This is a genomic window from Bradyrhizobium ganzhouense, from assembly GCF_049949285.1.
Classification (GTDB): Bacteria; Pseudomonadota; Alphaproteobacteria; order Rhizobiales; family Xanthobacteraceae; genus Bradyrhizobium; species Bradyrhizobium ganzhouense.
Genome location: NZ_CP181318.1, coordinates 7,690,858 through 7,714,085, shown reverse-complemented (window position 1 = coordinate 7,714,085; position 23,228 = coordinate 7,690,858). Strand labels below are relative to the sequence as shown.

Here is a 23,228-nt window from a genome sequence, read left to right as displayed (position 1 = left end):
ACGGCAAATCCTTACCGCCACTCCACCTTGGTGATCTCATACGCCTTGGCGCCGCCGGGGGCGTTGACCTCGACGGTCGAGCCCTTCTTCTTGCCGATCAGCGCGCGCGCCAGTGGCGAAGTGATGGAGATGCGGCCCTTCTTGGCGTCGGCCTCGACCTCGCCGACGATCTGCCACACCGCCTTCTTCTCGGTGTCCTCGTCGACCAGCGTCACAGTGGCACCGAACTTGATGGTGTCGCCGGAGAGCTTTGAAATATCGATGATGTCGGCGCGCGCGAGCTTGTCCTCGAGCTCGGCGATGCGGCCCTCATTGTGGGACTGCTCTTCCTTCGCGGCATGGTATTCGGCGTTCTCGGACAGGTCGCCGTGCGAACGCGCCTCGGCGATATGCTCGATGATGCGCGGACGGTCCTCGGACTGGCGCTTCTTCAATTCTTCCCCGAGTGCGGCAAAGCCGCTCGCAGTCATCGGAACCTTTTCCATCTCTTCTCTCGTCCTTCGGTCGTGCGCCCGACAAATGTAAAGGGCGCGCCAACCTTGATTCGTCAGTTGTGTCCGGCGCTGAACTCGTGGCACCGGAACGTTATGTGGGTCTGGCGCCGGAACAGAACAACCACATGGCCGGACAGTTCCTCCGGCCATTGTGGCTTCATTGCCAATCACTTAGCGGCAGCGGAGCCGCCGTTCGCGATCAGGTTTCCGAAAAGTAGCTCTGCAGGGTACGAACCTCAAGGTCTCCGCCAAGGTAGGCGCGGATGCCCTGCGCGGCCGCCACGGCCCCGGAAAGAGTGGTGTAATACGGCACTTTATGCAAGAGGGCCGCGCGCCGCAGCGATCGGCTGTCGGCGAGCGCTTGCGGGCCTTCGGTGGTGTTGAAGACCAGCTGGACGTCGCCGTTGGTGATCGCGTCGACGATGTGCGGCCGCCCCTCCAGCACCTTGTTCACCTTCTCGGTCGGGATGCCCTCATCGGTCAGGAAGCGTGCCGTTCCCGATGTCGCCAGCACCTTGAAGCCGAGCGAATGCAATTCGCGAACGGCCTCCGCGATGCGCGTCTTGTCGCTCTCGCGCACCGAAACGAACACCGTGCCCTTGCGCGGCACCCGCGTGCCGCCGCCGAGTTGGCTCTTGGCGAATGCGACCGCGAAGGAGCGGTCGATGCCCATGACCTCGCCGGTCGAGCGCATCTCCGGACCAAGCACCGTGTCGACGCCGGGGAAGCGGGCGAACGGAAACACCGATTCCTTCACGCCGACATGCTTGAAGTCGGCCTTCTTCAGCTTGAAGTCGGCGAGCTTCTCGCCGGCCATGATCCGCGCGGCGATCTTTGCGACCGGCGTGCCGACCACCTTGGCGACGAACGGCACCGTGCGCGAGGCGCGTGGATTGACTTCGAGCACGTAGATCTCGCCGTCCTTGATCGCGTATTGCACGTTCATCAGGCCAACGACGTCGAGGCCGAGCGCGAGCTCGCGGGTCTGCCGCTCCAGCTCCTCGATCATCTTGGCGTCGAGCGAGTGCGGCGGCAGCGAGCAGGCACTATCGCCGGAATGGATGCCGGCTTCCTCGATGTGCTCCATGATGCCGACGATGAAGGTGTCCTTGCCGTCGCAGAGGCAGTCGACGTCGATCTCGGTGGCGTCGGACAGATAACGGTCGAACAGCAGCGGGTTCTTGCCGAGCACGGTGTTGATCTGCCCGGTCTTGTCGTTCGGGTAGCGCGCCTTGACGTCGGCCGGCACCAGCTCGGGCAGCGTGCCGAGCAGGTAATCGCTGAGCTGGTTCTCTTCGCGGATGATCTGCATCGCGCGGCCGCCGAGCACATAGGACGGGCGCACCACCAGGGGCAGGCCGAGATCGGTCGCAACCAGGCGGGCCTGCTCGACCGAATAGGCGATGCCGTTCTTAGGCTGCTTCAGCCGCAGCTTGTCGAGCACGCGCTTGAAGCGGTCGCGGTCTTCGGCAAGGTCGATGGCGTCGGGCGAGGTGCCGAGGATCGGCACTTCGGCAGCTTCCAGCGCCCGCGCGAGCTTGAGCGGGGTCTGGCCGCCGAACTGCACGATCACGCCATGCAGCGTGCCGTTGCTGCGCTCCTTCGCGATGATCTCCAGCACGTCCTCGGCGGTGAGCGGCTCGAAATAGAGCCGGTCCGCGGTGTCGTAGTCGGTCGACACCGTTTCCGGATTGCAGTTGACCATGATGGATTCGTAGCCGGCGTCATGCAGCGCGAAGCAGGCGTGACAGCAGCAATAATCGAACTCGATGCCCTGGCCGATACGGTTCGGGCCGCCGCCGAGGATGATGACCTTCTTCTTGTCCGACGGCGTGCTCTCGTCGGCAACGCTGCCAGCAAACGGCGATTCGTAGGTCGAGTACATGTAGGCGGTGGGCGAGGCGAATTCGGCCGCGCATGTGTCGATGCGCTTGTAGACCGGACGGACGCCGAGCGCGTGACGCTTCGCGGTGAGCTCGGCCTCCGTCGTCTCGGCGAGCACCGCAAGGCGCGCGTCCGAGAAACCCATGGCCTTGAGCGTACGCATGCCGAAGGCATTGCCGGGCAGGCCGTGCTTCCTGACCTTCTCCTCCATGTCGACGATGCCGCGCATCTCGCCGAGGAACCAAGGGTCGATCTTGCAGGAGTTGAAGATGTCCTCGTTCGACCAGCCGAGCCGCATGGCTTGCGCGACCTGGAGAATGCGGTTCGGCGTCGGCGTGCCGAGCGCGGCGCGGATCGCATTCTTGTCGTCGTGCTGGCCCAGTCCCTCGATCTCGATCTCGTCGAGGCCGGTCAGACCGGTCTCGAGCCCGCGCAGCGCCTTCTGCAGGCTCTCCTGGAAGGTGCGGCCGATCGCCATGACCTCGCCGACCGACTTCATCGACGTTGTCAGCGTGGTCGATGCACCCGGGAATTTCTCGAAGGCGAAACGCGGGATCTTGGTCACCACGTAATCGATCGTCGGCTCGAACGAGGCCGGCGTCGCGCCGCCGGTGATGTCGTTGGCGATTTCGTCGAGCGTGTAGCCGATCGCGAGCTTGGCCGCGACCTTTGCGATCGGGAAGCCCGTGGCCTTCGAGGCCAGCGCGGATGAACGCGACACGCGCGGATTCATTTCGATCACGACCATGCGGCCGTCTTCCGGATTGACGCCGAATTGCACGTTGGAGCCGCCGGTCTCGACGCCGATCTCGCGCAGCACCGCCAGCGAGGCGTCGCGCATGATCTGGTATTCCTTGTCCGTCAGCGTCAGCGCCGGAGCGACCGTGATGGAGTCGCCGGTGTGCACGCCCATCGGATCGAAATTCTCGATCGAGCAGACGATGATGCAATTGTCCTTCTTGTCGCGCACCACCTCCATCTCGAACTCCTTCCAACCGAGGACGGATTCCTCGATCAGGATTTCGTTGGTGGGGGACGCATCAAGACCGCGCTCGATGATGTCGAGGAACTCTTCCTTGTTATAGGCGATGCCGCCGCCGGTGCCGCCCATGGTGAAGGAGGGGCGGATGATCGCGGGCAGGCCGATCTCGGACAGCGCCATCATGGCCTGGCCGAAAGCATATTCCTGGTAGCGCTTGCGGCGGTCGCTCTCGCCGAGGGTCCACTGCCGATCGAGTTCTTCGAGCGCTGCGCCCGACAGCTTCTCGCGTTCGGCGTGGTACTTGTCGCGGAACGACTTCTTCAGCTCGGACGCATTGGCGAGACGCGACTTCGGCGTCTCGAGCCCGATCTTGGTCATGGCCTCGCGGAACAGCTGGCGATCCTCGGCCTTGTCGATGGCATCGGCGGTCGCGCCGATCATCTCGACGTCGAACTTGTCCAGCGTGCCCTGCCGGCGCAGCGACAGCGCGCAGTTCAGCGCGGTCTGTCCGCCCATGGTCGGCAGCAGCGCGAAGCCGCCGGGAACGACGTGACGTTCCTTCTCGATGATCTTTGCGACGATCTCGGGTGTGATCGGCTCGATATAGGTCGCATCGGCCAATTCCGGGTCGGTCATGATCGTGGCCGGGTTGGAATTGACGAGGACGATGCGATAGCCCTCTTCCTTCAGCGTCTTCACCGCCTGCGTGCCCGAATAGTCGAACTCGCAGGCCTGGCCGATCACGATGGGACCGGCGCCGATGATCAGGATGGTCGAGATGTCGGTTCGTTTAGGCATCACCGCTCGCGGGCTGGAATTCGGGCACAAAAAAAGGGCGCGCTTGCCGCGCGTCCCCTTGTGCGAGAGCGCGGGGTCTTCCCTCGCGCGCGGGTGGGTCTTAGACCAGTTTTCGGGGCGGCGAAACCCCGAAAAACGCCCCATCAACCAGCAATTTTGACGGGTTTCGGCCGCGCCTGCCAACCACGGGCGAGATGCACCAGAAGCGAGGCCGCGACGCTCGTTCCGCCGATCCAGCCGAGGTCGTTTGGCGAGAGGGTGGTCAGCACGGCCCCGCCCAGGGCCCCGCCGATGGCGAAGCCGAGATACATGGCCGACGCGTTGAGCGAGAGAGCGATCATCGAGGCCTGCGGCTCGATCCGGATGATGCTGGCGATCTGGGCCGGATAGAACGCCCAGCCCGAGAGGCCCCAGAGGAAGATCGCGCCAAGCACCGCGTAATGCGCCTGTCCGGGCAAGAGCTTCAGGACCAGCGAATGCAGGATCAGGGCGGTTGCCATGCCGGCGAGCCCGAGCGCCGCGGTGGCCATCGTGCCCAGCCGGTCGGCCAGGACGCCGCCGAGCATGTTGCCGATCGCGGCCGCGCCGCCGAACACCAGCAGTGCCAGACTGATCTGCGAAGCGCCGAAGCCGAGGGCGCGCAGCGGGACCGCGAAATAGGTGAACACGGTGAAGCCGCCCAGCGCCCATAAAATCGTGATCAGAAGCGCGATCACGACATTGCTGTGACGCGCTACCGCCAGTCTTTCGTTGAGCGAGGCCGTGTTGCGCGGCAGCCCGCGAGGCAGGCCGAGCAGCAGGCCAGCGAGCGCAACAGCGCCGATCACTGCGACCATGCCGAAGGTCGCGCGCCAACCGAGCAGGCTGCCGACGAGATTGCCGAGGGGCACGCCGATAACGGTCGCGACCGTGAGGCCCGAGGTGACGAGCGCCACCGCACGGCCGCGCCGTTCCGGCGAGGCGACCGCCACGGACACCGCCAGCGCAGTCGGCATGCACAGTCCTGATCCCAACGCCATCAGCATGCGCGAGGCCAGCAGCAGGGCGTAGTTGGATGCGACCATCGCAGCGAGGTTTCCGGCGATGAAGGTCAAGAGCGCGAGCGCCAGCACGGTGCGGCGGTCGATATTGTTCAGCGTCACCGCCAGGATCGGCGAGCCCACGGCATAGGTGAGGGCGTAGGCGGTGACCAATTGGCCGGCGGCCGAGACCGAAATCGAGAGGTCGCTGGCGATCGACGGCAAAAGCCCAGCAATGACAAAGCCTTCCGTGCCGATCGCAAAGGCCCCCAGGGCCAGCCAGAACACGCTCATTGCAAACAATCCTTATGTTCAATGTTTATTGAACTATCGAAGCTGATGACCTGAGAGTCAATTGGTTCAAGAACTATTGAACATTCTGGCCGCATCGCTATGATTCCCGGATCATGAGCCGCACGCCTCCCCACCCCACCCGCGAGCAGATCGAGCTGCCGCTGGTTCTGGATTGTCTGAGCGATCCGATCCGGTTGGCGATCGTGTATCAGCTCGCCCAGCAGGAACGTGTCAGCAGCGAGCTTCGCTGCGGCGACTTCAACGGCCTCTCCGGTAAGTCGAACCTCACCTATCACTTCGCAAAGCTGCGCGATTGCGGGTTGATGCAGACGCGCGTGGCGGGCACGAACCGCTTCATGCGGCTGCGCCGCGAGGATCTCGAGGCACGCTTTCCTGGCCTGCTCGATGCAGTGCTCAAGTCAGCAGCCAGGGACGCGGACAGGCTTCAGCTTGTTGCGGAGTGTGATGTGGGGGAGGCGGGGTGAAGATTGCGCGAAGGCGCGCGCTTTGTCCGCTGCGCCACGCCCGGCTTCGCCCTTCGGGCTTCGCCGCGGCAGCCTTCGCCACGATAGGGCTTGCCGAGCCGAAGCTGGCGGAGCCAGCGAAGGCTGGAGACCCGGCCTGGATTTGAACCAGGATGAAGAGCGATGCACTGCTCTCGCGTAGACGCTTCCGCCACCGGGCCGCGGCGATCATTGCCGATCGAGGCGCGACAAGCCACCTCAGCCAATCGTTATGCTTAACGCACCCAGGGAACTTAACGGACCAGAGGCGGCCGCGCGATGAAGGTCATGCGCCAGCGGTTGTGCCCGATATTGGTGTTGGCGCGCTGGCTGGCGAAGCCCGCCGCCTTCAGCTTGGCCGTGATCTCGTCCTCGCTGTAGCGCTTGAGCCCGATGCGCGCGCGCAGATGACGATAATCTGACAGCGCGGTGCTGACGAGCCCGATCAGCGCATCCTTCAGGAAGCCGTGGCGCTGGCCGAAGGACAGCAGCGCCGCCACGTCTCGCCCCATGCCGACATGCGGCTGGAGGATATCGCCGAGCACCAGCTTGCCGGACGGTTTCAGGATCCGTCTGACATCGATGAGCGCGGCATCGAGCTCCTCCGCCGTCATGTACTGCGCGACCGAGTTCATCACGACGAGGTCGATGGATTGCTCCTGCATCTTGCTGACGTCGTCGAGCGAACGGACGCGGACCTTGGTGTTCGGCGCAAACCGCGCGATCAGGCGGCCGCGCACGCCGGGCGCGGGCTCGGCCAGAATCAACTGGCCGCAGGCGGCTGCCACCTGGCTCGCCGACAGCGCCTCGCCGCAGGCATAGTCCAGCACGGTCGCCTCGGGCGAGGTGATGTAGCCGATGATGTCCCGCGCGATGATCTGGAAGTGCAAATCGCGATGCAGCTTGCTGACATAGATCGTATGCGTCGAGTCGTAATAATCGATCCAATCGTCCATGGTATCCCGCCCAGCGGTTCCTGTGTTGGAACCCCGCTGCCAGCCTTGCGTTAGGGGTGCGACGGCGCGCCGTCAATGTCCGCGTCCTAACAGGAAGGTTTCAAGTGAGCAAAGCCCCCAGCAAGGTCTCGCCCGACCTCGACACCCCTACCGATCTGGCGCCCCAAGCCGTCAAGAAGGTTTCCGAGGCGCTCAACGTGCTTCTGGCCGACGCATTCGCGCTGTACCTCAAGACCAAGAATTTCCACTGGCACATCAGCGGCCGGCACTTCCGCGATTATCACCTGCTGCTCGACGAGCAGTCGGACCAGATTTTTGCCACCACCGACCAGCTCGCCGAGCGCGTCCGCAAGATCGGCGGCGGCACGGTGAAGTCGATCGGCCAGATCGCAAAGCTCCAGACCATCAAGGACAACAACGAGGATTACGTCCCGCCGCGCGAAATGCTGCGCGAGCTGATGCAGGACAACAAGCATGTCGCCGCGGCAATGCGCAAGGCGCACGAGGTTTGCGACGAGGCCGGCGACGTCGCCAGCGCCAGCATCCTCGAGAACTTCATCGACGAGACCGAGCGCCGGACCTGGTTCCTGTTCGAAGCCACCCGCCAGGAAGGCGGCAACGAGGCGTAATTTCAGGTCGGGCTGCATCCACAACGTCGTCCCGGCCTGCGCCGGGACGACGGCGGAGCTTGTTGAACGAGCGCCGCTAACTCCGCCACAGCCGCATCAACGCGCCGTGCTTGCCCGTGACCGGATCGGCCGGCGGCCGCGCGACGTTTGGAATCGTCTTCAGCGCCTTGGCGTGGTTCTCCGGCGTTGCCCGCGTGATCTCCATCTTTGAGCCCGGCGGATAGGCGCCGATCACGCAGAAATCATCGCTCGCCTTGATGCACTGATGTCCGGTGCCGGCCGGCAGGATCGCGACATCGCCGGCCTTGATGTCGAACTCCTGGCCGTGATCGCCGCCGAAGCGAACCCGGGCATGACCGCGCGCGACGCCGAGCACCTCATGCACCGTCGCGTGGTAGTGCAGATAATCGTAGACGCCGTTGCGCCACGTGGCGCCCCAATTGTTGGTTTCGAACAGGTTCTCGATGGTCTCCTCGGGGCGCCTCGGATCGAGCTTCACCGCACCCTGATAGACCAGGAAGGGGAGGATGTTGTTCGGCACCAGCCCGTCATCCGCGAACACGATGGCGAGCGGTTCGGCATAGTCGCGGACGACGGACATGGCAGGGCTCCTGCGTCACGAAGGTACCGAGACAACATTGAAGCGGGAGGAGGCGTTCCTCCAAAGGTCTCGTGTCCCGGACGCGATGCAGCGCCTGAAGCGCGTTTACGCGCGTCTTCGACGCGCTGCACTGCGCCCGGGGCGCGAGAGCGATAGCCTTTACGCGCTCTTCTTCTGCCGCATCAGATCGGCAAAGCGCTGGAACAGATAGTGCGAGTCGCGCGGACCCGGCGAAGCCTCGGGGTGATACTGCACCGAGAACACCGGCCTGCCGTCGAGCTGGATGCCGCAATTGGATCCGTCGAACAGCGAGATGTGGGTCTGCGTCGCGCCCTTCGGCAGCGTGTTCTCGTCCACCGCGAAACCGTGGTTCATCGAGGTGATCTCGACCTTGCCGGTGGTCTCGTCCTTCACGGGATGATTGGCGCCGTGATGGCCCTGATGCATCTTCTTCGTCTTCGCGCCGACGGCGAGGCCGAGCATCTGGTGACCCAGGCAAATTCCGAAGGTCGGCGTGCCCGACTTGATGACGTCCTGGATCACAGGCACGGCGTATTTGCCGGTCGCGGCCGGATCGCCCGGTCCATTCGACAGGAACACGCCGTCCGGCTTCATCGCCAGAATGTCTTCGGATGAGGTCGTTGCCGGCACCACCGTCACCTTGCAGCCGACGCCGGCGAGCAGACGCAGAATGTTGCGCTTGATGCCGTAGTCGATGGCGACGACGTTGAATTCAGGCTTGTCCTGGCGACCGAAACCCTTGTCCCACAGCCAGGGCGTCTCGTCCCAGGTGAAGCGCTGGCCGGAGGTGACCATCGGTACGAGGTCCATGCCCTCGAGACCAGGCCATTCGCGCGCTTCTTCCTTCAGGCCGTGCAGATCGAACTCGCCATCCTTGGCGTGTGCGATCACGGCGTTGGGCATGCCCTTCGAGCGGATCAGCGCAGTCAGCGCGCGCGTGTCGATGCCGGACAGGCCGATGATGCCGCGCGCCTTCAGCCACAGGTCGAGATGCTTGGTGGCGCGGTAATTCGAGGGATCGGTGATCGCGGTGCGCAGGATCACGCCGCGCGCGCCGGGCGTCGCGGCCATGTTCACCGTCTCGATGTCTTCCTCGTTGGTCCCGACATTGCCGATATGCGGGAAGGTGAAGGTGATGAGCTGGCCGGCATAGGAGGGATCGGTGAGGATCTCTTCATAGCCGGTCATCGCGGTGTTGAAGCAGACTTCACCGACGGCCTGGCCCTCGGCGCCGAGACCAAAGCCTTCGAGCACCGTACCATCGGCGAGCACGAGGAGCGCGGTCGGTTTGTGGTCCGGCCAGGCGGTATCGTTTTCATGTTGTGTCATGAGCCCGCTTCATAAGGCCCCCACGCGCGCCCGTCAAAGCGAGAAACGGCGGATTCACATGCGTTTTTGCATATTTGACAGGTCCCCTCAGGCACTTAAGCTGGAACGGGTAATTTTTGCGCAGTTTCGGCAGCCGGATCGGAAACAATGAACCGTGGGCCCGGTATGGCCTCTTTCCCGCAAACGGCTTAGATCAGGCGCAACGGATTGAAGGGATCACGGCCATGCTGCGCGACGACATCAACAATGCGGTCAAGGAGGCCATGAAGGCCAAGGACGAGCGCAAGCTCTCCACGCTGCGCATGGTCAACTCGACCATCAAGAACGCCGACATCGAGGCGCGCGGCAACGGCAAGCCGCCGCTGTCGGACGCGGATTTGCTCGGCGTCTTTCAGAAGATGATCAAGCAGCGCCAGGAGTCTGTCGAGCTCTACGACAAGGGCGGCCGGGCCGAGCTCGCGGCGCAGGAGCGCGAGGAGATCGCGGTGATCTCGGCGTATTTGCCGAAGCAGATGTCCGACGACGAGGTGAAGAAGGCGATCGCGGACGCTATCGCCGAAACCGGCGCCGCCGGAATGAAGGACATGGGCAAGGTGATCGCGGCGTTGCGCGCGAAATACGCGGGGCAAATGGATTTCGGCAAGGCCAGCGGCCAGGTGAAGGCGGCGCTGACGGGCTGAGCTGTCATTCCGCAGCGACGCGTTAGCGTCGAGCCCGGAATCCATCGCGCTGCCGGCTCTGTTGCGAAATGGATTCCGGGCTCGCGCCAAGCGGCGCGCCCCGGAATGACAACAAGAAACTGAGGAGGCCGCCGATGACCGCCGCGATCAAACCGTTCCACATCGCCATCAGCGACGACATCCTCGCCGACCTCAAATCGCGACTTGCCCGTACGCGCTGGCCGGAAGCCGAGCTGGTCGACGATTGGAGCCAGGGCGCGCCGCTGAAATGGATCCGGGAGATCTGCGCCTATTGGGCTGATGGCTACGACTGGCGCGCGCGTGAAGCAAAACTCAACCGCTTCGCGCAGTTCACCACCGAGATCGACGGGCTCGACATCCACTTCCTGCATGTGCGCTCGAAAGAGCCGGCCGCGCTGCCGCTGATCATCACCCATGGCTGGCCGGGCTCGATCGTCGAATTTCAGAAGGTGATCGCGCCGCTGGTCGATCCGGTCGCGCATGGCGGCAATCCCGCGGATGCCTTTCACGTGATCTGCCCATCGCTGCCGGGCTTCGGCTTTTCTGCCAAACCCACGAGCACCGGCTGGGGCGTCGACCGTATCGCCGCGGCCTGGGCCAAGCTGATGGACCGGCTCGGTTACGCGCGTTACGGCGCGCAAGGCGGCGACTGGGGCTCGGCAGTCACGACCTCGCTCGGTGGGCAGGATGCGGAGCATTGCGCCGGCATCCACATCACGCTGGCCTTCAACACGGCGCCGAGAGTCGAGGGCGAGCCGACGGCGGAGGAGAAGCGCGCGCTTGCGGGGCTCAAGCATTACGTCGATCTCGACTCCGGCTACTCCAAGCAGCAATCGACGCGGCCGCAGACGCTCGGCTATGGCCTGACGGATTCGCCGAGCGGGCAGGCGGCCTGGATCCTGGAAAAATTCTGGGCCTGGACCGATTGCGACGGCCATCCCGAAAACATCTTTGACAAGGACGAGCTGCTCGACAACGTCATGCTCTACTGGACGACCGAGACGGCGACGTCGTCGGCGCGGCTCTATTGGGAAAGCTTTGGCAAGCGCCGCACGGCGCCGCTCGTGAAGGTGCCGACAGGTGTTGCGGTGTTTCCCAAGGAGATCATCACGCCGGTGCGGCGCTGGATGGAGCCGAATTTCCACAACATCACCCACTGGAGCGAGATGGAGAAGGGCGGGCACTTTGCCGCATTCGAGCAGCCGGAGCTGTTCGTGCGCGATGTCAGAAAATTCTTTGCGACGGTGCGCTGAGCCATGCTGACCGAAGCCGAGAGCTACGACGAACTCTATCGCGACTTCAGCTGGGACATCCCGGCGCGCTTCAACATGGCGGAAGCCTGCTGCGATCGCCACGCCGACGGCACCGACCGTCTTGCGCTGGTCTATGTCGACGAGAACGGCGCCACCACGCACACCTCCTTCGACGAGGTCGCGGAGATGTCGCGCCGCTTCGCCAACGTGCTGAAGGCGGATGGGCTCGGCCGCGGTGACCGCGTTGCGGTGTTCCTGTCGCAATCGCTGGAATTGCCGATCGCGCATATGGCCGCGTTCCGCTCCGGTCTGATCTCGGTCCCGCTGTTCGCGCTGTTCGGCGAGGACGCACTGGAGTTCCGTCTGTCGAATTCACAAGCGAGGGCGATCATCACCGATGAGGCTGGTTGGGAGAAGCTCACAAAGGTCCGCGACCGGTTGCCCTATCTGCAGGACATCTATGTCACGAGCGGCGCCGTTCACGCCGGCGCAAAACCGTTCTGGTCGGCGATCGAAACCGCCTCGGAGGACTTTGCGACCGTCGACACCTCGGCCGATGATCCCGCGCTGATCATCTACACGTCAGGCACGACCGGCAATCCGAAGGGCGCGCTTCACGCCCACCGCGTTGTGCTTGGTCATCTTCCGAACGTGGAGATGTGCCACAACTTCCTGCCCAGGCCCGGCGATCTCATGTGGACGCCGGCGGACTGGGCGTGGATCGGCGGGCTCGTCAACGGCCTGTTCGCGTTCTGGTATCACTGCATTCCCTTGGTCGGTCATCGCGCGCGAAAATTCGAGCCGCAGGCGGCGATGCAGATGATGGCCGATCTCGGCGTGCGCAACGTCTTCCTGCCGCCGACCGCGCTCAAGCTGATGCGGCAGGCCGGCGTGAAGCATCCTGATGTCAAGCTGCGCAGCATTTTTACCGGCGGTGAATCGCTCGGCGGTGAGTTGCTCGGCTGGGTGCGCGAGACCTTTGGCGTCGACGCCCATGAAGTGTTCGGCCAGACCGAGTGCAATCTCGTGATCGGCAGCAACTCCAATCTGTTTCCGATCCGCCCGGGCTCGATGGGCAAGGCGACGCCGGGTTTTGACGTCCGCATCGTCAACGACAAGGGGGAGGAGCAACCACACGGACAGCGCGGCATCATCGGCGTGCGCCAGCCATGCCCCGTGACCATGCTCGAGTACTGGCGCAATCCGGAGGCGACGGCTAAGAAATATGCCGGCGAATTCCTGCTAACCGGCGATCTCGGCGTGCAGGATGAGGACGGCTATTTCTGGTACGTCAGCCGCGAGGACGACGTCATCACCACCGCCGGCTATCGCGTCGGCCCGTCCGAGATCGAGCATACACTGATGAAGCACCCAGCGGTGGCGATGGCCGCGGTGGTCGGCATTCCCGATCCGATCCGCACGGAATCGATCAAGGCCTGGATCGTGCTACGCCCAGGTTTTGCTGCGGGCGATACGCTTGCGCGCGAGATCCAGGAATTCGTGAAAGTGCAGCTTGCAGCGCACGAATATCCGCGCTTCGTCGAGTTCGTCGAGACCTTGCCGATGACGGCGACAGGCAAGGTGCTCCGGCGCGAGCTGCGGGCGAGGGGGTAGGGCATATTCTACCGCGACGGCGGACCGTAGCATCGCGACAAGCATTCAGCGCTGCAAAAACCTGGCGCGGGCGAGAAAACGATAGCTAATTGCTGTGATTGCGCGCACGGTGCGCGGATGCCGGAAAGAACAGTCGTCTCTGCGCACCCGCGGCGCCACGACGATGCGCGGGTGACGTGAAGCCGCTCATTCCTCGCGCGGAGCCTGCTCATCACGGCGGATACCTGAAAGATTCCACTGAGCTTCGATATGAGATCGAACGCCAACTGAAAGCACCTGATGCAAATTCTCTCCCCACGGCACGTCAAGACAGAAGAAGCGCTGCGGCTCGGCGTGGAGTCGGGCTGGTATGCGATCAAGGTCAGCGGGACCTTCGTCTCGGGCCCGCACGGCTCGGAAGGGGATTGCCTTCGCAAGATCGACGAAATTCATCCGCCGGTGGTGAAGAAGAAGCGATGAAGCCGCAGGTTCCGGCCGCTACGGCGTCTTGATCCCCATCGCCTTCAACGCCGCCAGCATCCGCGCTGGCGGTGCCATCTTGATCTGCGGCGCCTTCCCCGTCTCCAGCAGGCTCTTCAGTCCCGACAGGATCGCGGGCCAGCCGGTGCGCCCGCCTTCGAGGATGTCGTCGCTGAGATCGCGGTCGTGGCGCTCGCTCATGGTGAGGCGGACGGCTTCACCGGCTTGCTCGATCTCGTAGGTGACGAGCGTGGTGCCGAGCTTTGCGACGAGGTCGGGCCAGTTGACGTTCCACGTCACCGTCAACTTCCTCGGCGGATCGTATTCGAACACTTCGCCGGAGATGTGCTCCGAACCGTCGGGCGCACGCACGATGAATGTGCCGCCGAGCTTCGGCTGCATCTCCACCGCAAAGCCGGAAAAATATTGTCGGCTGAATTCGGCCGAGGTCAGCGCCTCCCACACCTTCTCCGGCGTGGAGGCGATGTAGATGGTGTAGACCGTCAGCGGTTTGAATTGATCGAGATTCATTTTGCGTCGAACCCCTTGTTGAGCGCCGCGCGCGGAATGCCGAGCAGCTTGCCGGTCTCGAGCATGCTCTTGAGCTGGGACAGGATCGCCGGCCAGCCGTTGGAGACGGCGCCGAGATATTTGCCGCCCTCAACGAAGCCGTCATGCAACACGGTCAGACGCACGAGCGAGCCAAAGGGTTCGATGGTGAAGACGACGCGCGAGATCGGCTCGCCGCGCAGCTCTTCATATTTCTGATGCTTGAAGCTGTAGGACAGCCGTCGCGGCGGATCGGCCTCAAGGATCTCGCCGGAATCGGTGACCTCGCCGTCGAGCGTGAGCGCGAAGGGCGAGCCGACCGTCCAGTCGGAGCGGACCTCGGCGCCGAACCAGTATTGCCGTGTGAACGCGCTCGACGTCAGCGCCTCCCACAGCTTTTCCGGCGTGGTCTCGATGTAGATGACATAGACGAATTGCGGCTTACTCATCACGCTTCTCCAACTGGCGTTTCAACTCGCTGAGCGCGGCGAGCCTGCCGCGTTCGAATTTCCTGATCCAGCGTTCGCCGATCTGGTGGATCGGCACCGGGTTGAGATAGTGCAGCTTCTCGCGGCCATGCTTGATGGTCGTGACCAGATTGGCCTCCTCCAGGATGACCAGGTGTTTCGTCACCGCCTGGCGCGTCATCTCCAGGCCTTCGCAAAGTTCGTTCAAGGTCTGGCCGTTCCTGGTGTGAAGCCTGTCCAGCAGCGATCGTCGCGAAGTGTCGGCGAGCGCTTTGAAGACCTCATCCATGGCGGTGATAATAGGCAGCCGAATGGTTGCATGTCAAGATGGTGTCTTTGGCGCCTGCAAACGGTTGTGCTAGCCTTGAATCTCAGCCAACGCAGATTGGTCCCGGGAGGACTTTGATGTTCCGTTGCGTCTTGACTGCTGCCGCCCTCGTCCTTTTCGCTGGCAGCACTTTTGTTCACGCCCAGAAGCAGACAATCGGTGCGCCGCCTGAGTCGTCCAACATGAAGCTGGTGGGCACCAACGATCTGCAGGCGCGCAGCGCCTATCAGCCGACCATCCATCACCAGGGCGACCGCTGGATCGCCTATATCGGACACCATGGCGGCACCGATGACGTGCCCGCTCCCGTCAATCCGATGACAGGCCAGGCGGAGCCGAACGGGACCTCGATCGTCGATGTCACCGATCCCGCGCATCCCAAATATCTCAGGCATCTGCCGGGGCAGGAAGGCAAGTATGAATCCGGCGGCGCGCAGATGGTGCGCGTGTGCGACGGCAAGACCTTGCCGAAGGGCGATCCCAACGCGGTTTACATGCTGCGCACCTTCGGCAGCGAGGCGCATGAGATCTGGAACGTCGCCGATCCCGCCAATCCCGCGCTGATCACGCGCCTCAGTGGCTTGAAGGACACGCACAAGAGCTGGTGGGAATGCGACACCGGCATTGCCTATCTCGTCTCGGGCGCGCCGGACTGGCGCACACGGCGTATGACGCAGATCTATGATCTCTCTGATCCCGCCCACCCGCAAAAAATCCGCGACTTCGGCCTGCCCGGCCAGGAGCCCGGATCGACCGGCGCGGTGCCGACCGAGCTGCATGGGCCGATCTCGACCGGGCCCAATGGCAACCGCGTCTATTTCGGTTACGGCACCAACAAGGGCGGCATCTTGCAGATCGTCGATCGCGAGAAGCTTCTGAACGGACCGAAAGAGCCGACGCCGGACAATCTGCGCCTTCCCGAGATCTCGCGGATGCCGATGTCGGCGTTCAACGGGGCGCACACCACGTTCCCGATGCTCGACATGCCGGTTGCGGAATTCGCCGAAGACAAGGACGGCAAGACCCGCGACATCGTCATGATCGTCGACGAGGCGATCCTGAACGAATGCGGCGAGGCGCGTCAGATGGTGTGGTTCGCCGACGTCACCACCGAAACGCGGCCGATGATGATCTCGAGCTACACCGTGCCGGAGGCGAGCGGGCAGTTCTGCCAGCGCGGCGGCCGCTTCGGCTCGCATTCCTCCAACGAGAGCATGGCGCCGGTCTACTACAAGAAGATGGCCTTCATTGCCTTCTTCAATGCCGGCGTGCGCGCGCTCGACATTCGCGATCCCTATCATCCCAAGGAAGTCGGCTATTTCATTCCTGCGATCACGCAGGCGACCGACAAGCGCTGCATTCCGATCGAAGGCGGTGAGCGCTGCAAGGTCGCGATCCAGACCAACAATGTCGAAACCGACGACCGCGGCTATATCTATATCGTCGACCGCGCCAATACTGGCCTGCACATTCTCGAGCTGACCGGGCCGGCACGTGCCGTCGCCGGCCTCCCGAAGAACTGACGATGCGGCGCGCGGCGACGATCGCGCTCGTCCTTGCCGCGCTCGGCGCATCCAGCGTCGGGGCCTATCAGCTCGCGCCGCCGTCCGTGCCGACATCAGCGCATTGGCGCGAGCTCGCCTGGCCGTTTCCGCGCGATGGCTGGCCCGCGGGCCGTGCCTTTCGCTGCGAGGGCGGTGGCTGCGACGGCGCCGAGCTCTACGTCCGCGCCAAACGCGGCTTCTGCAATTGCGACAGCGGCGTCGCCGATGACGACGAGGTCGATCGCGTCGCCGACATCGACCTGATCACCCCGCGCTTTGCGGCGACTGCGCCGGGCGAGGTGGTCCATGTCGGTGAGATGCACGGTCGTACGCGGCGCTATGATCTCGCAATATATGACGGTGCGAGCCACGCCGCGGTCGGCGTTGCCGTCTCACGGCGCTGCGATCTCTTCGTCGCGGCGGCGCAGGGGCGGGGCGACGCCAACGCGATGCAGCATGCGGCGCTCGCATTCCTGGAGACGCAGGAGATGAGAACTTGGGTGACAGCGGCGCTGGACGGGAAGTAAGTGCCATGCATTAATACCGGCAAAACGCCCCCAGTCTGAGTCCTCCCCATGATGTCCATGCAAGCCTATCTTGCCTTCGTTGCCGCCTGCATTGCGCTCGCGCTGCTGCCGGGGCCGATCGTCACCCTCGTCATCGCCAACGGCCTGCGCCACGGCACCCGCGCGGCGCTCACCAACATTCTCGGCGTGCAGGTGGGGCTGCTGATCGTGATTGGCATCCTTGCGGTCGGCCTCACCACGCTGATGGCGACGATGGGCTATTGGTTCAACTGGGTGCGATTTGCGGGTGCGGCCTATCTGGTCTGGCTCGGCATCAAGCTGATCCGCTCTCCGGTTGAGGGCGTCTCCGCTGATGAGCCTCCGCCGCCCCCGCGCGGTGGTTTCCTTTTGCAGGGCTTTGTCGTGGCGTTGTCGAACCCGAAGCTGCTGGTGTTCTTCGGCGCGTTCATTCCGCAATTCATGGACATGAGCAAGGATCACCTGTCGCAGGTCCTGCTGCTCGGAATCACCTTCATGGTGCTTGCCGGCTTGACGGACGGAATCTACGCACTGCTTGCCGGACAGGTCCGCGGCTTTTTCTCGGCGCGCCGCACCCGCATGGTGTCGCGCGTGTCCGGCGGCTTCATGATCGGCGGCGGCATCTGGCTGGCGTTGATCCGGGCCAAATGAGCCTTGCCGGCTTCATCCGCGGCGATGCGTCCAAGGGAGCATTGCTCTTCGTGGCGACGCGGGGCTAGTCGGCCAACAGCTCCGGCTTCAACTCCATCTCGATCGCCGCAAAGATCCTTGCCAGCCGCTCCGCCCATTGCTGCTGGCCGGATTGATCCGCGATCAGATCCTGGCGGATCTCGATGCCGGTGTTGACGAGGCCGCGGGCTTCGCCGTGCACGGGGATGGTGTAGTCGGTGAGATCGCTCGCCGCGTAGGGCTCGTTGTCGCCGACGACGAGATCTCCCTCGGCGCGCAGATGTTTCAGCAGCAGTTTCGGCAGCACGGTGTCGCGGTTGTACAGCGCGCCGATGTGCCAGGGCCGCGCGACGCCGGCATAGACAGGCGTGAAACTGTGCAGCGACACCAGCACCGTCGGCCGCTTGGCGTGTATCCGGCTGTCGATCACCGCGTCGATGCGGTGATGATAGGGCTCAAAAATCTCGCGACGCCGTGCCGCACGCTCACTGTCCGAAATACCCGCGTTGCGCGGGATTGTGGTCGCCTCTGATATCACAGGGATCGAGCTCGCTGCGCCGGGTGGGCGGTTGCAGTCGATTACGAGCCGCGAATATCGCTGTGCGATCAGATGGGCATCCAGCATCTCCGCCATCTGTTCGGCAACGCCGGCAATGCCGATGTCCCAGGCGATGTGCCTGACAAGCTCGCTCTCCGAGACGCCGAGATCGCCCAGCGCGCGCGGCAGAATGCGGCCGTAATGGTCCGATGTGAGCAGGAAGGGCGATGTGCCCTCTGCATTCACCTCATGCACTGGCGGAATATCGCCCTGTCCCAGGAGTTGATCCGTCGCCTCGGCTGTGTTGAAAGCCATCCTGATTGCCTATTGAAAAAGCAGTCGCCCCGGAAATTGGGCAAAGAATCGTTAACAATGGGTCTGCCCAAAATCACCATGATCTCCTGACGATGCCGCTGCTGACGATTCATCACAAGACCGAATATCGCTACAACCGTCCGGTGGCCTTCGGTGAGCACAGATTCATGCTGCGCCCAAGCGACGGCCATGATCTGCGCGTGCTCGACAGCAAGCTCAAGATCTCGCCGGAGCCGATGTCGCTGCGCTGGATCCACGACGTGTTCGGCAATTCGGTCGCAATCGCCGATTTCGACGCGCGCGCGGACCGTCTGATCTTCGACTGGCACGTCACGGTCGAGCACAATCCGGTGGAAGAATTCGCCCTGACGCCGGACGATCCCGCCTACTTCTATCCCTTCGTCTATTCCGACGCGGAATTGCCCGATCTCGTCCAGTACATCACCGCGCAATATCCTGATCCCGACGGAAAGATCGCGGAATGGGCGCGCAGCTTTCTCGACGATGACGCGCCGTTGCCGACCTTCGCAATCCTGAGCCGCATCACGCATGCCATCCGCAAGCAGTTTAGATATCGCAGGCGTCACGAGCCGGGCACGCAAGCCCCGTTCGATACGTTGCAGTGGGGCAGCGGCACCTGCCGCGACTATGCGCTGTTCATGATCGAGGCGCTGCGCCGTCTCGGCATCGCCGCGCGCTTCGTCTCCGGCTACATCTTTGTGCCCGAAGACATCGCGCAGCATCATGTCGGCGGCGGCTCGACGCATGCGTGGGTTCAGGTCTATCTGCCGAGCGCGGGCTGGATCGAGTTCGATCCGACCAACGGCATTGTCGGCACCCGCGATCTCATCCGCGTCGCCGTCGCGCGCGACCCGCGCCAGGCGATCCCGCTGCACGGCATCTATATCGGCACCCAGGACGCCTTCGACCTCATGGACGTCAGCATCAAGGTGGTCTCGGACGAGGAACGCAGCGGCGCGGAGCTTGAAGCGGAGGCTTTGTAGACGAAGGTGCACGAGGCTTCTCCCTTGTCGTCCCGGCGTAGGCCGGGACGACAGCGAACATGCGGCACTGTCGCTCCGCATCATTCACAGCTATAGAGCCCCATGACCTCCGATCGTCTCTTCGTCTACGGCACCCTGATGCGCGGCTTCGACCATCCGATGGCCCGGCTGCTCGCGCAGCATGCGGATTTCCTGGGCGAAGCGACCTGCCGCGGCCGGCTCGTGCTCGTAAAACATTATCCAGGATTACTGCTGTCCAATGCCTCATCCGATGTCGCGCACGGTGAACTCTTCCGCTTGCGCGCAGGTGACGAACTCCTGCGCGAACTCGACATGTACGAGGCCTGTGGCGAAGGCTTTCCGGAGCCGACGGAATATCTGCGCCGGCTGATCGACGTGACCGGCACGGATGGCACGACTGCGCCGGCCTGGACCTACATCTACAATTGGCCCGTCACCGATCTGCCGCACATCGAGTCCGGCCGCTTCCTCGACCACTAGGCCGACAGCACTTCCTTCACCACGCGCACATCCACTTCGCGCTCGACATAGGTCCACTCCTCGGTCTGCCTGAGCATGCCGACCAGCTCCTCGAACAGCGAGGCATGCGCGGGTGCGAATTCGAACCAGGTCAGGAAATCGAAGGGCTCGCCGAGGTCGCGGGAGTGATAGAGCTGGCGTGCGATGGCGGGCAGAAAACGAAGGCTGCTCGCGATGTGGTGCGATCTATCTTCAAAAATCTTGCGCCGCTCCTCCTGGGTCAGCTCCCACCACGCCGGCGATTTGCGGATCGGGATCAGCGCGGCGTAAGTGGCCTCGATCCGGCCGAGCCCGGCCTGCATCGCGGTGAGCTGCTGCTTTTCGGCGCGCTCGGTGTAGCGCAGCGTGCTCGCCGCGCCCACCAGCCGCCACGCGTTGCGCGAGGGCACCAGCGGCAACGAGACCGCATCGCCGTCGGTCACTGACAGCGCCGGCATGAACGGCAGGGGCTCGCCCGTCACTGGTGACAGCGAGGTCACGCGCCAGCCCCCGGTCTGGCCACCCCGAAAGGTCCTGAACATGGCCTATGGAAGCGTGGAACCGGGCGGGGTTCAAGTGGCTCTTGTGCCCGTCCCGTCATCCTGAGGTGCTCACACTGCAAAGCAGTGTGAGCCTCGAAGGATGAATCGGCCCGGATGCAGTCGGGCCGTCGCCCTTCGAGGCTCGCCCAAGGGGGCGAGCACCTCAGGGTGACGGTGAGAGGGCCTGTGCATAGGTCGAATAACCCGGATAATCCCGACAAACCTGACTTTTAGGTCGGCCGCACCTATATCCCTGATCCTTCGCCCGACTCACTTTGGATTGCGCTACACACCGCCAATGGCCATGCGCTTCACGCCCCAATTCCTCGACGAGCTTCGCGCCCGGCTTTCGGTCTCCGAAGTCGTGGGCAAGCGCGTCAAGCTGAAGAAGGCGGGGCGGGAGTGGAAGGGGCTGTCGCCGTTCCAGCAGGAAAAGACGCCGTCCTTCTACGTCAACGACCAGAAGGGGTTTTACCACGACTTCTCCTCCGGCAAGCACGGCGACATCATCAACTTCGTGATGGAGACCGACGGCCTGCCGTTTGCCGAAGCGGTCGAGCGGCTCGCCAGCATGGCCGGCCTGCCGCTGCCGGCGGTGACGCCGGATGCGGCGCGGCACGAGCAGCGGCGGCGCACGCTGCATGACGTGATGGAGCTCGCGGCGAAGTTCTTCTCCGAGACGCTGGCCTCGCGCGTCGGTGCGAAAGCGCGGGGCTATCTCGCCGACCGCGCGATCTCGCCGGCAGCGCAAGTGCAGTTTCGGCTGGGCTATGCGCCGCCACCGCCTGAGCGCTTCGCGTTGAAGGAGCATCTCGGCAAGCTCGGCGTCTCCGTCGAGGACATGATCGAGACCGGTCTGCTGGTGGCCGGCAACGACATCCCCGTGCCTTATGATCGCTTTCGCGATCGCGTGATGTTTCCGATCACTGACTTACGCGGCCGCGTCATCGCCTTCGGCGGACGCGCGCTGGAGAAGGACGTCCCGGCCAAATATCTGAACTCGCCGGAGACACCGCTCTTCCACAAGGGCGACAATCTCTACAATCACCAGACCGCGCGCAAAGCCACCCATGACGGTAGCGCGTTGATCGTGGTCGAAGGCTATGTCGACGTCATCGCCATGGTCACCGCGGGGTTTCCCGGCGCCGTTGCGCCGCTCGGAACTGCGTTGACCGAAAACCAGCTCGCGCTGCTGTGGAAGATGGCGGACGAGCCGATCCTCTGCTTCGACGGCGACCGCGCCGGGCAGAAGGCCGCGTATCGCGCTGCCGACCTCGCGCTGCCGTTTCTCGCGCCAGGCAAGAGCCTGCGCTTCGCGCTACTGCCCGAAGGGCAGGACCCCGACGATCTCGCGCGCTCCGGCGGCCGCGGCGCGATCGAAGAGGTGATCGCGGCGGCGCGTCCGCTCGCCGACATGATCTGGTCACGCGAGCTCGAAGGCGGCAACTTTGCCACGCCCGAGCGCCGCGCGGCGCTGGAAGCGCGCATCAAGGAATTGTCCAACGGCATCCGCGACGAGGTGGTCCGCCGTTACTACCGCGACGAGTTCGTCGAGCGGCTCCAGCGCACCTTCTCGCCCGATGGCGGGCGCGGCGGCTATGCCGGCCGGGGCAATTTCCGCCAAGGGGGCGGTGGCCGTCCCTTCCAGCCCCGGGGCGGGGGGCAGGCGAATCGATTCGGTGGCCAGGGATTCGGCCAAGGCTTTGGCGGAGGCCGCCGCGGCCCGCCCGGTCCGGCCCCGCTCCCCTCCGGCCCCTACCAGGCGGCGAGCCCCCAGCTGGCGGCGAGCCCAATCATGCGGGGCCAGCGCAGCGCCATCTCCCGCCGCGAGGCCCTGATCCTGCAAAGCCTGATCAACCACCCCTGGCTGCTGCATGAGTACCTTGAAGAGGTGATGGCGCTGGAATTCGCCCACCCCGAGGCCCACAAGCTCAGGGCCGGCATCATCGCCGCTTTCGCCAACGATCATCACCACTCACCGGACCCCGGCGAGCTGGCCGAAAAGATGCGGGCCGATATCGAAAAAGGCGGATTTTCGCAGCTTCTTCAAAGAGTTGAGGGTGGCATCACCACTGCGGCGGTGTGGGGCGCCCGCGAGGGGGCGGCGCGGGATGACGTTCTTGCGACCTGGCACCAGCTCGTTGTCTTGCATCGGCAGTACCATTCACTACTTAGAGAGCTGAAAGACGCTGAGCTGGCCTTGGGGGACGATCCCAGCGAGGCCAATTTGGCGTGGCTGCGTGACGTCAAGGCCCGACTGGCCGAGGTCGACGGCACCGAGGCCCTGATTGAGGGTTTTGGCGAGCTGTCGGGCCGGTTCCAGAAGAGCGTGTGATGAAAGAATCATGCGGACGGCTGGGGTCGGAACCGCTAAAAGACTCGCCAAATCCAAGGTTTGGCGGCAAAAACAGGGTTAATCGAGGCTTAACGGTCTTGTAGCACTTTGGCCCCCAGGCGGCCGCAGGCAGAACAGACGCGTCAGGAATGAATCCGCGCAATAGCTGTTGGCACTTCACCTGCATCCGCTGTGACAAAGAGGCTCACGAAGCGTTAGGCAAATCCGGCGAGAGAAAGGTCGGGGTGGCGAGAGATTGTGCGCGCCGCCCTTTCCGTGTCGAGATCTGGCGAAGCGAGAGCGTCGAGCAACAGGTTCAAGTGAATTCAGGCGGGC

The 23,228-nt window shown here is 63.9% G+C and carries 23 protein-coding genes; 12 read left to right on the top strand and 11 right to left on the bottom strand.

The annotated features are described in order from the left end of the window. Positions 1 to 11 precede the first annotated feature (11 nt). The 3 genes from greA to ACLFLU_RS35840 all read right to left on the bottom strand — a co-directional run bounded on the left by greA (position 12) and on the right by ACLFLU_RS35840 (position 5,471). Positions 12 to 485 (bottom strand): transcription elongation factor GreA, encoded by a 474-nt coding sequence (greA, locus tag ACLFLU_RS35850; RefSeq protein ID WP_212236205.1) that lies wholly within the window; start codon positions 483 to 485, stop codon positions 12 to 14. Positions 486 to 693: 208 nt separating this feature from the next. Next, complete coding sequence (gene carB, locus ACLFLU_RS35845) at positions 694 to 4,158, bottom strand: carbamoyl-phosphate synthase large subunit (RefSeq protein WP_426409386.1); 3,465 nt, start codon at positions 4,156 to 4,158, stop codon at positions 694 to 696. Positions 4,159 to 4,301: 143 nt separating this feature from the next. Next, positions 4,302 to 5,471, bottom strand: coding sequence for an MFS transporter (locus ACLFLU_RS35840; RefSeq protein WP_426409385.1), 1,170 nt, complete (start codon positions 5,469 to 5,471; stop codon positions 4,302 to 4,304). 113 nt (positions 5,472 to 5,584) lie between these two features. Between ACLFLU_RS35840 and ACLFLU_RS35835 the strand changes: the two genes are divergently transcribed. Then, complete coding sequence (locus ACLFLU_RS35835; RefSeq protein WP_426409384.1) at positions 5,585 to 5,956, top strand: ArsR/SmtB family transcription factor; 372 nt, start codon at positions 5,585 to 5,587, stop codon at positions 5,954 to 5,956. Positions 5,957 to 6,228: 272 nt separating this feature from the next. Here ACLFLU_RS35835 and ACLFLU_RS35830 read toward each other — a convergent pair whose 3' ends face one another. After that, a complete protein-coding gene (locus ACLFLU_RS35830) occupies positions 6,229 to 6,930 on the bottom strand; it encodes a class I SAM-dependent methyltransferase (RefSeq protein WP_426409383.1) in 702 nt (233 codons plus the stop codon). A gap of 104 nt (positions 6,931 to 7,034) precedes the next feature. On the opposite strand from ACLFLU_RS35830, the gene ACLFLU_RS35825 reads away from it, so the two are divergent. Continuing rightward, positions 7,035 to 7,559 carry a Dps family protein gene (locus tag ACLFLU_RS35825; RefSeq protein ID WP_426409382.1) on the top strand — a complete coding sequence of 175 codons (525 nt, stop codon included), beginning with the start codon at positions 7,035 to 7,037 and terminating at the stop codon, positions 7,557 to 7,559. Between the two features lie 76 nt (positions 7,560 to 7,635). Here the strand turns inward: ACLFLU_RS35825 and ACLFLU_RS35820 are convergent, their stop codons facing one another. Together ACLFLU_RS35820 and carA are read right to left on the bottom strand one after the other, a co-directional pair. Further along, complete coding sequence (locus ACLFLU_RS35820) at positions 7,636 to 8,160, bottom strand: cupin domain-containing protein (RefSeq protein WP_426409381.1); 525 nt, start codon at positions 8,158 to 8,160, stop codon at positions 7,636 to 7,638. Positions 8,161 to 8,319: 159 nt separating this feature from the next. After that, positions 8,320 to 9,510, bottom strand: a complete 1,191-nt coding sequence (carA, locus tag ACLFLU_RS35815; protein WP_426409380.1) for a glutamine-hydrolyzing carbamoyl-phosphate synthase small subunit — start codon at positions 9,508 to 9,510, stop codon at positions 8,320 to 8,322. Positions 9,511 to 9,734: 224 nt separating this feature from the next. Here carA and ACLFLU_RS35810 point away from each other — a divergent pair, with 224 nt between their 5' ends. The 4 genes from ACLFLU_RS35810 to ACLFLU_RS35795 all read left to right on the top strand — a co-directional run bounded on the left by ACLFLU_RS35810 (position 9,735) and on the right by ACLFLU_RS35795 (position 13,537). Further along, the gene (locus tag ACLFLU_RS35810; protein WP_426409379.1) at positions 9,735 to 10,190 is read left to right on the top strand and encodes a GatB/YqeY domain-containing protein; all 456 of its coding nucleotides are present in this window, start codon (positions 9,735 to 9,737) and stop codon (positions 10,188 to 10,190) included. Positions 10,191 to 10,324: 134 nt separating this feature from the next. Continuing rightward, positions 10,325 to 11,464, top strand: coding sequence for an epoxide hydrolase family protein (locus ACLFLU_RS35805; RefSeq protein ID WP_426409378.1), 1,140 nt, complete (start codon positions 10,325 to 10,327; stop codon positions 11,462 to 11,464). 3 nt (positions 11,465 to 11,467) lie between these two features. Then, entirely contained in the window at positions 11,468 to 13,078 is a 1,611-nt protein-coding gene (locus ACLFLU_RS35800; protein WP_426409377.1) for an acyl-CoA synthetase, read from the top strand. Between the two features lie 279 nt (positions 13,079 to 13,357). Continuing rightward, positions 13,358 to 13,537 carry a hypothetical protein gene (locus tag ACLFLU_RS35795; protein WP_426409376.1) on the top strand — a complete coding sequence of 60 codons (180 nt, stop codon included), beginning with the start codon at positions 13,358 to 13,360 and terminating at the stop codon, positions 13,535 to 13,537. A gap of 18 nt (positions 13,538 to 13,555) precedes the next feature. On the opposite strand, the gene ACLFLU_RS35790 is transcribed toward ACLFLU_RS35795, so the two are convergent. The 3 genes from ACLFLU_RS35790 to ACLFLU_RS35780 are packed head-to-tail and all read right to left on the bottom strand — an operon-like array spanning position 13,556 to position 14,842. Next, complete coding sequence (locus ACLFLU_RS35790) at positions 13,556 to 14,068, bottom strand: SRPBCC family protein (protein WP_426409375.1); 513 nt, start codon at positions 14,066 to 14,068, stop codon at positions 13,556 to 13,558. Then, positions 14,065 to 14,535: an SRPBCC family protein gene (locus ACLFLU_RS35785; protein WP_426409374.1), complete on the bottom strand. Its 471-nt coding sequence runs from the start codon at positions 14,533 to 14,535 to the stop codon at positions 14,065 to 14,067. Before ACLFLU_RS35785 ends, ACLFLU_RS35790 begins: the two co-directional genes overlap by 4 nt. Continuing rightward, complete coding sequence (locus ACLFLU_RS35780; protein WP_426409373.1) at positions 14,528 to 14,842, bottom strand: ArsR/SmtB family transcription factor; 315 nt, start codon at positions 14,840 to 14,842, stop codon at positions 14,528 to 14,530. Before ACLFLU_RS35780 ends, ACLFLU_RS35785 begins: the two co-directional genes overlap by 8 nt. A 221-nt stretch (positions 14,843 to 15,063) precedes the next feature. Here ACLFLU_RS35780 and ACLFLU_RS35775 point away from each other — a divergent pair, with 221 nt between their 5' ends. Genes ACLFLU_RS35775 through ACLFLU_RS35765 form a run of 3 tightly spaced genes read left to right on the top strand, consistent with a single transcriptional unit; the run spans position 15,064 to position 17,621 of the window. Further along, positions 15,064 to 16,404, top strand: coding sequence for an LVIVD repeat-containing protein (locus tag ACLFLU_RS35775; protein WP_426409372.1), 1,341 nt, complete (start codon positions 15,064 to 15,066; stop codon positions 16,402 to 16,404). 2 nt (positions 16,405 to 16,406) lie between these two features. Further along, positions 16,407 to 16,952: a hypothetical protein gene (locus ACLFLU_RS35770; protein WP_426409371.1), complete on the top strand. Its 546-nt coding sequence runs from the start codon at positions 16,407 to 16,409 to the stop codon at positions 16,950 to 16,952. Positions 16,953 to 17,003: 51 nt separating this feature from the next. After that, the gene (locus tag ACLFLU_RS35765; RefSeq protein WP_426414142.1) at positions 17,004 to 17,621 is read left to right on the top strand and encodes a LysE family translocator; all 618 of its coding nucleotides are present in this window, start codon (positions 17,004 to 17,006) and stop codon (positions 17,619 to 17,621) included. A 64-nt stretch (positions 17,622 to 17,685) separates the two neighbouring features. Here ACLFLU_RS35765 and ACLFLU_RS35760 read toward each other — a convergent pair whose 3' ends face one another. After that, on the bottom strand, positions 17,686 to 18,492 hold the full coding sequence (locus ACLFLU_RS35760) for an N-formylglutamate amidohydrolase (RefSeq protein WP_426409370.1): 807 nt from the start codon (positions 18,490 to 18,492) through the stop codon (positions 17,686 to 17,688). Positions 18,493 to 18,584: 92 nt separating this feature from the next. Between ACLFLU_RS35760 and ACLFLU_RS35755 the strand changes: the two genes are divergently transcribed. Both ACLFLU_RS35755 and ACLFLU_RS35750 read left to right on the top strand, forming a co-directional pair. Beyond that, complete coding sequence (locus ACLFLU_RS35755; RefSeq protein ID WP_426409369.1) at positions 18,585 to 19,496, top strand: transglutaminase family protein; 912 nt, start codon at positions 18,585 to 18,587, stop codon at positions 19,494 to 19,496. Between the two features lie 102 nt (positions 19,497 to 19,598). Continuing rightward, positions 19,599 to 19,997: a gamma-glutamylcyclotransferase family protein gene (locus ACLFLU_RS35750; protein ID WP_426409368.1), complete on the top strand. Its 399-nt coding sequence runs from the start codon at positions 19,599 to 19,601 to the stop codon at positions 19,995 to 19,997. Here the strand turns inward: ACLFLU_RS35750 and ACLFLU_RS35745 are convergent. Continuing rightward, entirely contained in the window at positions 19,994 to 20,557 is a 564-nt protein-coding gene (locus ACLFLU_RS35745; protein ID WP_426409367.1) for a chlorite dismutase family protein, read from the bottom strand. The two genes, ACLFLU_RS35750 and ACLFLU_RS35745, sit on opposite strands and share 4 nt — an antisense overlap. A gap of 304 nt (positions 20,558 to 20,861) precedes the next feature. Between ACLFLU_RS35745 and dnaG the strand changes: the two genes are divergently transcribed. Then, entirely contained in the window at positions 20,862 to 22,892 is a 2,031-nt protein-coding gene (gene dnaG, locus ACLFLU_RS35740; RefSeq protein WP_426414141.1) for a DNA primase, read from the top strand. Positions 22,893 to 23,228: the final 336 nt, after the last annotated feature.

What these genes read in the sequence shown, in the direction of transcription:
- greA (WP_212236205.1), bottom strand. Translation starts at nt 485, where the DNA reads ATGGAAAAGGTTCCGATGACTGCGAGCGGCTTTGCCGCACTCGGGGAA.
- carB (WP_426409386.1), bottom strand. Translation starts at nt 4,158, where the DNA reads ATGCCTAAACGAACCGACATCTCGACCATCCTGATCATCGGCGCCGGT.
- ACLFLU_RS35840 (WP_426409385.1), bottom strand. Translation starts at nt 5,471, where the DNA reads ATGAGCGTGTTCTGGCTGGCCCTGGGGGCCTTTGCGATCGGCACGGAA.
- ACLFLU_RS35835 (WP_426409384.1), top strand. Translation starts at nt 5,585, where the DNA reads ATGAGCCGCACGCCTCCCCACCCCACCCGCGAGCAGATCGAGCTGCCG.
- ACLFLU_RS35830 (WP_426409383.1), bottom strand. Translation starts at nt 6,930, where the DNA reads ATGGACGATTGGATCGATTATTACGACTCGACGCATACGATCTATGTC.
- ACLFLU_RS35820 (WP_426409381.1), bottom strand. Translation starts at nt 8,160, where the DNA reads ATGTCCGTCGTCCGCGACTATGCCGAACCGCTCGCCATCGTGTTCGCG.
- carA (WP_426409380.1), bottom strand. Translation starts at nt 9,510, where the DNA reads ATGACACAACATGAAAACGATACCGCCTGGCCGGACCACAAACCGACC.
- ACLFLU_RS35810 (WP_426409379.1), top strand. Translation starts at nt 9,735, where the DNA reads ATGCTGCGCGACGACATCAACAATGCGGTCAAGGAGGCCATGAAGGCC.
- ACLFLU_RS35805 (WP_426409378.1), top strand. Translation starts at nt 10,325, where the DNA reads ATGACCGCCGCGATCAAACCGTTCCACATCGCCATCAGCGACGACATC.
- ACLFLU_RS35800 (WP_426409377.1), top strand. Translation starts at nt 11,468, where the DNA reads ATGCTGACCGAAGCCGAGAGCTACGACGAACTCTATCGCGACTTCAGC.
- ACLFLU_RS35795 (WP_426409376.1), top strand. Translation starts at nt 13,358, where the DNA reads ATGCAAATTCTCTCCCCACGGCACGTCAAGACAGAAGAAGCGCTGCGG.
- ACLFLU_RS35790 (WP_426409375.1), bottom strand. Translation starts at nt 14,068, where the DNA reads ATGAATCTCGATCAATTCAAACCGCTGACGGTCTACACCATCTACATC.
- ACLFLU_RS35785 (WP_426409374.1), bottom strand. Translation starts at nt 14,535, where the DNA reads ATGAGTAAGCCGCAATTCGTCTATGTCATCTACATCGAGACCACGCCG.
- ACLFLU_RS35780 (WP_426409373.1), bottom strand. Translation starts at nt 14,842, where the DNA reads ATGGATGAGGTCTTCAAAGCGCTCGCCGACACTTCGCGACGATCGCTG.
- ACLFLU_RS35775 (WP_426409372.1), top strand. Translation starts at nt 15,064, where the DNA reads ATGAAGCTGGTGGGCACCAACGATCTGCAGGCGCGCAGCGCCTATCAG.
- ACLFLU_RS35770 (WP_426409371.1), top strand. Translation starts at nt 16,407, where the DNA reads ATGCGGCGCGCGGCGACGATCGCGCTCGTCCTTGCCGCGCTCGGCGCA.
- ACLFLU_RS35765 (WP_426414142.1), top strand. Translation starts at nt 17,004, where the DNA reads ATGTCCATGCAAGCCTATCTTGCCTTCGTTGCCGCCTGCATTGCGCTC.
- ACLFLU_RS35760 (WP_426409370.1), bottom strand. Translation starts at nt 18,492, where the DNA reads ATGGCTTTCAACACAGCCGAGGCGACGGATCAACTCCTGGGACAGGGC.
- ACLFLU_RS35755 (WP_426409369.1), top strand. Translation starts at nt 18,585, where the DNA reads ATGCCGCTGCTGACGATTCATCACAAGACCGAATATCGCTACAACCGT.
- ACLFLU_RS35750 (WP_426409368.1), top strand. Translation starts at nt 19,599, where the DNA reads ATGACCTCCGATCGTCTCTTCGTCTACGGCACCCTGATGCGCGGCTTC.
- ACLFLU_RS35745 (WP_426409367.1), bottom strand. Translation starts at nt 20,557, where the DNA reads ATGTTCAGGACCTTTCGGGGTGGCCAGACCGGGGGCTGGCGCGTGACC.
- dnaG (WP_426414141.1), top strand. Translation starts at nt 20,862, where the DNA reads ATGCGCTTCACGCCCCAATTCCTCGACGAGCTTCGCGCCCGGCTTTCG.